The sequence below is a fragment of the Frankia sp. AgB32 genome, assembly GCF_023243045.1.
Taxonomy (GTDB): domain Bacteria; phylum Actinomycetota; class Actinomycetes; order Frankiales; family Frankiaceae; genus Frankia.
On the sequence record NZ_JALKFX010000273.1, the window covers coordinates 1 to 6,123 of the forward strand.

Annotated in this window: 5 protein-coding genes and 1 riboswitch; of the genes, 2 read left to right on the forward strand and 3 right to left on the reverse strand. The window is 71.0% G+C overall.

Translation table 11 applies throughout. The annotated features are described in order from the left end of the window. Window positions 1-325: 325 nt before the first annotated feature. Together MXD60_RS28385 and fbaA are read right to left on the reverse strand one after the other, a co-directional pair. Window positions 326-1,006, reverse strand: a complete 681-nt coding sequence (locus tag MXD60_RS28385) for a transglycosylase family protein (RefSeq protein WP_248822767.1) — start codon at window positions 1,004-1,006, stop codon at window positions 326-328. A 7-nt stretch (window positions 1,007-1,013) separates the two neighbouring features. Then, a riboswitch (cyclic di-AMP (ydaO/yuaA leader) is annotated at window positions 1,014-1,247 on the reverse strand. A 991-nt stretch (window positions 1,248-2,238) separates the two neighbouring features. Continuing rightward, entirely contained in the window at window positions 2,239-3,276 is a 1,038-nt protein-coding gene (gene fbaA / locus MXD60_RS28390) for a class II fructose-bisphosphate aldolase (RefSeq protein ID WP_248822768.1), read from the reverse strand. 648 nt (window positions 3,277-3,924) lie between these two features. Between fbaA and MXD60_RS28395 the strand changes: the two genes are divergently transcribed. Continuing rightward, the gene (locus tag MXD60_RS28395) at window positions 3,925-4,590 is read left to right on the forward strand and encodes a DedA family protein (protein WP_248822769.1); all 666 of its coding nucleotides are present in this window, start codon (window positions 3,925-3,927) and stop codon (window positions 4,588-4,590) included. A 647-nt stretch (window positions 4,591-5,237) separates the two neighbouring features. Next, a complete protein-coding gene (locus MXD60_RS28400) occupies window positions 5,238-5,825 on the forward strand; it encodes a CAP domain-containing protein (protein WP_248822770.1) in 588 nt (195 codons plus the stop codon). Here the strand turns inward: MXD60_RS28400 and MXD60_RS28405 are convergent. Next, window positions 5,789-6,123 (reverse strand): hypothetical protein (locus MXD60_RS28405; RefSeq protein WP_248822771.1); only part of this gene is annotated, 335 nt, incomplete at its 5' end. The two genes, MXD60_RS28400 and MXD60_RS28405, sit on opposite strands and share 37 nt — an antisense overlap.

Sequence of the window (6,123 nt, forward strand, 5' to 3'; positions counted from 1 at the left end):
GCCCCCCTGGCCGCTCACTGGAGCGGCGGGACGCTCGCCCCGGCGTGCACCGCACTCGCCCTGGTCGGCCTCGCCGCCGCGGGGGGGGGGGGGGGCCCCCCCCCCCGACCGGCCCGTTCACCGCGTACCTCGGAGATCGTCCGGGTGTCGGCGTGGGCCGGTCGGGTTGGGCGGGAGTGCGTCCCGGCCGGTCTCGCCGGGTGGAGATGTCAGTCCGCCGCCGTGACGCGCGTCCCCGCGTTCAGGGCCGGTCGGACTGGTTGCGATGGGTGCCGGCTGGCGGCGCGGCAATCGGCCGAAGGGCGTGCCGCGGGTGAGGTGCGCCTCAGCCGAAGGTGGCCTGCCAGGTCGCCGGGCCGACGATGCCGTCGACGGCGAGCCCCCTGGCGGCCTGCAGTGAGCGCGCGGCGGCGGCCGAGCGTGGGCCGTAGTGTCCGTCGACCGCGAGCGGGTAACCGATCTGGCTCATCCGCGACTGCCACGCGCGGACGTCGGCACGGTCCTGCCCGCTCAGGGCGGTTGTGAGGATACGGGTGTAGTTGGGTGTCGACGCGACCGCCGGGGTGACGGTCAGATCGCTGCGCTGTGCCGTGCGTGATGCCTGTACCGCGGTGGGCGCCGAGACGCCGCCCGCGAGTTGGTCGGCGCCCATGCCGCGGCCGCAGACGGGCCACTGGCCGAAGCCGGACCGCTGGGCCAGCCGGAGCGCGGCCTCGTCCTGGACCGCTGGCGGCGCCTCGTGCGGCAGCCCGGAGTATCCCAGGCTGTGCCAGGTGCTGGCGGAGAACTGGAAGGCGCCGTAGTAGCCGTTGCCGGTGTTCGTCGTGTAGTCACCGCCGGACTCGCACTGCCGCAGACCCGCCCAGGTCGTGGCCGCCTCTGCCGGCTGGCTGACGACGAGCGAGCCGCCGACCGCTGCCGCGAGGACCGGCGCAACCATGAGGGCCCGCGCCCGGATACGGGTGCCGGCGCTCCATTGTCGACCACTGGTACGTGCGTCGGACATGTGTTTGTAGTCCTTCCCCACGCCTGCGAGGTGAGCTGTCGGATTCGGACTGGGAACTGCCCGGCCATGCCAGGAATCTCCTGGGGACGTGTGCACGCACCAAAACGCCGTTCGGGCGCTCGTCGCTCATGGCTTCACCCCGAGAGCATCGAATCATTTCGATGCTCGGAGATGGTTCCCCCGTTCCTGCCGCCCGGTCTGTAGAAATCGTCGGTCGGGGGCAGGATTCGGCGTGCCGCCCGACGAATGCCGCACGTTGTCGGCGGCACGGCGAAGACCATAACCACGCCGCTCGGCGAGTCGCCAAGCATTGAATAGGGTGCGTGAAAAAGAGCACACTCGGCGCGCCTGCTTGAGGACGCTGTAAGCGACTGGTATCGCGCGTGCGCGCCCGCTCATCAACCTGGCTGAGTGGTGCGGAGGGGCAATTGTGCCCGCCTGATCACCGAGTTTGCCGATGGTCGAACTCGTGCGGAGAGTGGCGATCCGCACCGAATGTGTCACATGCCCGTGCCGGTCTCCGCTGGGGTTGGCGGCCCGATGTAGGGCAAAGGCCGGATACGTCGGTGGGGGGTCGCGGGGCGTCTTATGTGAGAAGTGCAACGGATGTGGTTGAACGACTCACATTGCTGTGATTCTCTCGCGCTCAGTGCTTGTTCGTGTACACAGGGTGGTAGTCCGGCTTTCCTGTCGAGGCGGAACGGGCCGGATGTCCTCGTCGGGTAGGTGGCGATGGTCATGGGGACACGTCCGGTACCTGCGGGTTGATCCGGCCGAAACCTGCAGGTCACCAGAGTGCGCGCGGGGCGGACCCAAAGTGGACCACTTGGTGAAAAGCAGTGGTCCCCCAGTTGCATGGAGCAACTGGGGGACCTGGAAGGACCGGATGGTACGGGACGTTCCGCGGATCTTTGGTGGGCCGGGCGGAACGGGATGTCCGTTCCGTGTGGTCCGTCATGCGAATGGTCGAGCGTCCCCGGCCGGAATCCGGCGGTCCGCCGGAATCGCCCGGCGCTCCGCCGAAGACGGCGGGAACCGGTCGGCAGTGGTCCGGCGGATGGGCCGAAGGTGCAGAAACCGAGACGCGGCAGGCAGGTTCGGCGTGGCGGTTCGGCGCGCTCCGGACGGCGCCCGGCGGAGACACTCGGTGGAGACGCTCGGCGAAGATGCCCGACTGTCCTCCTCCGGGCGCGGATGGCTCCGATGGGCGACGACCCGGTGTAGTAGACCTGTTATGCGCGGCCGAGTGACCGGTTCGTCGCGCGGAGATCCTCGCAGGCCTGTGCCACCCGAGCCGCCATGTTCGCTTCGGCCAGCTTTCCGTAGGTACGCGGGTCGTAGGCCTTCTTCGACCCGACCTCGTTGTCCACCTTGAGTACGCCGTCATAGTTCTTGAAAGCGTGGTCCACAATGGGGCGAGTAAATGCGTACTGGGTGTCGGTGTCCACGTTCATCTTCACGACGCCGTAGTCCAGGGTTTCCCGGATCTCGCTGAGATCCGAGCCGCTGCCGCCGTGGAAGACGAGGTCGAACGGCTTGGCTCCAGCGGCCAGGCCCAGCTTCTGTGCCACGTGCTCCTGACCCTCGCGGAGGATCGGAGGACGAAGCTTGACGTTGCCGGGCTTGTACACCCCGTGCACGTTGCCGAAGGTGGCGGCCAGCAGGTAGCGCCCCTTCTCGCCGGACCCGAGGACCTCCGCGGTCCGCCACATGTCGCCGGGGGTCGTGTAGAGCTTTTCGTCGATCGCGCCGACGACGCCGTCCTCCTCGCCGCCGACGACGCCGATCTCAACCTCGAGGACGATCTTGGCGGCGGCCGCGTCGGCGAGGAGCTCCTCGGCGATCTTGAGGTTCTCCTCCAGCTCGACGGCCGAGCCGTCCCACATGTGCGACTGGAACAGCGGGTTCCGACCGGCGGCGACCCGCTCGCGCGAGATCGCGATCAGCGGCCGGATGTAGGTGTCGAGCTTGTCGGCCGGGCAGTGGTCGGTGTGCAGCGCGATGTTGACGGGGTACGCCTTCGCGACGTGGTGGGCGAACTCGGCCAGGGCCTCGGCGCCCAGGACCATGTTCTTCACCGTGGAGCCGGACAGGTACTCGGCGCCCCCGGTGGACACCTGCACGATTCCGTCGCTGCCCGCTTCGGCGAATCCGCGCAGGGCGGCGTTCAGGGTCTGCGACGAACTGACGTTGATCGCAGGGTAGGCGAAGGCCTCGGCCTTGGCCCGGTCGAGCATCTCGGCATAGATCTCAGGCGTGGCGATGGGCATCGGTGGGGCTCCTTGTCGAAGCTGTCGGGGCGCCGATCAGCCATTGATGGCGGCGTAGGCCAACCGGAACGGGCCGCAGGCCTGCCGGCTGACTGTCGGTGGGCGAAGGGTATGACGGCGCGCGTCGTTCAGGTGGTCGGATGCGGCGGACGTCGCCGGGGCAATGTGCGCTGGGCTCGTTCGGGCATCGGTCTCGGTCCCGAACGGACTTGCCCCGCGGGCGGTTTACCCGCGGATGTGGCGCGCGCGGCGCCCTTACCCACCGTTCGGAGTGATCATTCGAGCCCTGATGTCGTCCGCCGGTCCGATGGCCGGAACGTGACCCTGCCTCTGGTCCACTCGCCCGTCGCGAACGCCGCGGACGCTCAGGCGGCGGCCCGGCGTCGGGTACGCGTCGGAGGAGCGCGGGGTATAGGGAGCGCGACGCGACGGAGAAGCAAGGAGAGGAGGAAGTAAGGAGAGAGGAGCGCGGCAGCGGCGCAGGGAGAGAGGAGAGCGCCGCCGGGGTTCCAGCGGGACGCGGGACGGGTCGACGGCGCGCCGCTTGGCCCGTGCGGACCAGGTCATGGCCGGTGCGGGTGTGGTCCGTGACCTCGGGAGCTGGTGGGGTGGACGCCGCTGCGGCGAGCGACCCGGCACACTGGACAGGTGGATGTCGGCGGTCTGTCCGGAACGACGCTGTACGCCGTCCTGTTCGCGATGATTTTTATCGAGAGCGGGGTCCTGATCGGGTTCTGGCTTCCCGGGGACACCATCCTGTTCGCCGCCGGCCTCGTCGCCGCGGACGCCGACACGGACGTGTCCATCTATGCCTTGTCCGTCGGTGCCGGTGCCGCCGCCAGTCTCGGCGCGGTGGTGGGCTACTACACCGGCGCGCGGCTGGGCCGGCCATTCCTGGAACGGCGGCACGCCGCTGCCCTCGTCCGCACGGAGGAGTTCTACCGTCGCTTCGGGTCCGTGACGCTGGTTGCCGCCAGGTTCGTCCCGTGGGCGCGCACCTTCGCCCCCGTGCTCGCCGGCGCGGTTGCCATGCCGCGGTCCCGCTTCCTGGTCGCCGCCGTGGCCGGCGCGCTGGTGTGGGGGACCGGGCTGATCCTGCTGGGCTACCTGGCGGCGGGCATCCCTGGCCTGCGCGACGCTGCCGGCTGGCTCGCGGCGGTGGTGGTGGTCGTCTCCGTACTGGCGGGGGCTGGCGGTGAACTGCTCCGTCGGCGCTCCGCTCGCCGGCGGGCCGGCAGCGCGACTCCCGATCCGACACCGCCGACCGCCTTCGAGGGTGAGCCGCCGGCTGTCGCCGGTTCTGCCGATCGCTGACCCGGCCGCGCCTCGCGGTGTCCCCACGGCTGTCGACCGCAGGCCGAGGGTGACGGCCGAGACGTCGATACCAGCGCATCCGGGTAGCAGCGCGCTGTAGACCTCGCTACCCGCCGTTTCTTCGCCGCGCCTCGAGATAACCAAGGGTAGTTGCTTGAATCCCTTTCGTTGTCCTTCCGTGCTCCCCGGGCTGCCCCAGGTACCTGGTTGCCCAGATGGGCGACCAGACGGGTAGTCTCGATCGTGCTGCTACCCGATCACTTCGGGTAGGCCATCTGGATGGGGACGTGGTCGATGCTGACCAGGCCTTGCTAGCCATTCGATCCAGTGGCGAGGTCGGGGGGGCCGACCGAGCGAAGGAATCGATGCGACCCACGCACCCGCGGTCCCGGATTCTCCGGGGCCGGATCTCCTCTCTTCCCCACCCCGCCACCCGCCCGCGCTCCGCCGCGGGCATCCTGCTCGTCCCGTTGCCACTCGCGATCCTGTGCCTGGTCGGCGCGTCCGGATGCAACCCGCAGGTGGGCGCGAGCGGTCAGCCGGCCACAGCCACACAGCCGGCCACAGCCGAATCACCGGCGCATTCGTCTCCGACGGGTCCCGCGACCCCGACTCCGGCCGCTGACCGCGGCGGCCCGGCGTACCCGATGGCGGCGCCGATCACCGCGCCGGGCCCCAGCCCGACATCGGTTCCGTCGTCGGTCGCCGCGGCGGCGCCGCAGGACAGCCCAGGAAGCCCCCCCCACCACGACCCGCCCCCACCGGTCGGCTGGCCGACCACCGCGCCTCCCGCTGCCGCACCCGCTCCCACGACCACGACCCGGGGGCCGGCCGCCTCGCCGGCGGGCAGTCACCCCAACGACGTGGTCGCGAGGACGAACGAGCAGCGGCGAACCGCCGGCTGCCCGGCGCTGACCATCGACCCGGTGCTGACGGCCGTCGCCCAGGCGCACAGCGTCGACATGGCGGTCGCCGCCTACTTCAGCCATGACAGCCCCGACGGCCGCACCCCCTTCGACCGGATCACCGCCGCCGGCTTCGCCTTCTCGGTCGCTGCCGAGAACATCGCGGCCGGTCAGCGCGACCCGGACGCCGTCCTGCCGGCGTGGATGAACAGCCCCGGGCACCGGGCGAATATTCTCAACTGCGCGTTGACCCGGATCGGCGTGGGCGTCGCGACCGGCGGGCCCTACGGCACCTACTGGACGCAGGACTTCGCGACCCCCGCCCGCTGACCTGACAGCCTGACAGCCTGGGCCGCTCCTCGTACCGGCGGTCGGATCGACTCCGGCCGCGGCTCCGGGCCCGTGTCACGGGCGATCCCGTAGGGTCGGGGCATCGTTGCCGTCGGCAAACGGGGACGGCGGACCTGGTGGAGCCGGGGGGGGGGGGGGGGGGGGGCGCCGCCCCCCCCCCCCCCCCGGGGGGCCCCCCGCGCGCGGCCGCCGCGGCGGGCGGCCGCCGCGAGCAGACCCGCGGTCTCCTGGGCGTGGGCGATCGCGGACAGCACGCCGGTGTCGGAGAGCTGCGCGG